At 36.8% G+C, this 801-nt stretch carries 1 pseudogene; it reads right to left on the bottom strand.

From position 1 onward, the window contains the following. A pseudogene (locus tag KLA_RS18190) lies at window positions 1–801 on the bottom strand (hypothetical protein); the annotation flags it as partial.

Genomic DNA, 801 nt, shown 5'->3' with positions numbered 1-801 from the left:
CTCCCTGATCTCCTTTTTCTCCTTGTGGACCAGAATCTGGATCTACCCAAGTATATACTCCTGCTCCATCAGTTGATAAAACTTGTCCGTCTGCACCTCCTGTAGGTAATTCTATTTCGTTTTGATTGTCATTATCTCCGTCTGTGTATGCAACAGTGTAATTGCCAGAACCATCATTAGTTACATTAATATCTCCTGCTCCTATAACTGTCTCTCTGTAATTTGATAAGTCAATTGGTGTAGCTGTTGGATCATTAGTTAACGTTAAGTTATCTCCAGTTAATGATAAATCTTGACTGTCTGTACCTACAAAATTGGTTAAAGTACCATCCTCTGATGTGTAGGTAAAGCTACCATCTCCATTATTTACTAATGTTGTAACTGTATTATTTGTGTCAATAGTTGCAGCATTACCAGAATCATCCGTGATTGTAAATGTTCCATCTCCATTATCTAAAACAGTAGAACGCTTTGAATCAAATGTAGTTGCAGCTCCGCTCTCGTTTTCATAAGTAAATGTTCCGTCTCCATTATCTGTTAAAGAGGTAATAGTTTCGTCAATTGTAACTGATGCTACATTTAAATATAAACCACCATCTGTACCCACTTGAATATCGTTGTTGGCATCTGAACTTACTAATCCTATTGTTTGAGAAGAACCTGTACCGTCTGTATATGTTATTGTACCATCATTGTTATTAACTAAAGTACCAGCAACCTGGTTTGTATCAATAGTTGCAGCATTACCAGAATCATCTGTGATTGTAAAAGTTCCATCGCCGTTGTCTACTACTGTAGAAC

It is taken from the genome of Cellulophaga geojensis KL-A, from assembly GCF_000568425.1.
Lineage (GTDB): Bacteria > Bacteroidota > Bacteroidia > Flavobacteriales > Flavobacteriaceae > Cellulophaga > Cellulophaga lytica.
Note: the sequence above shows the minus strand (reverse complement) of the source record. Positions and strands in the feature narration are given on the sequence as shown.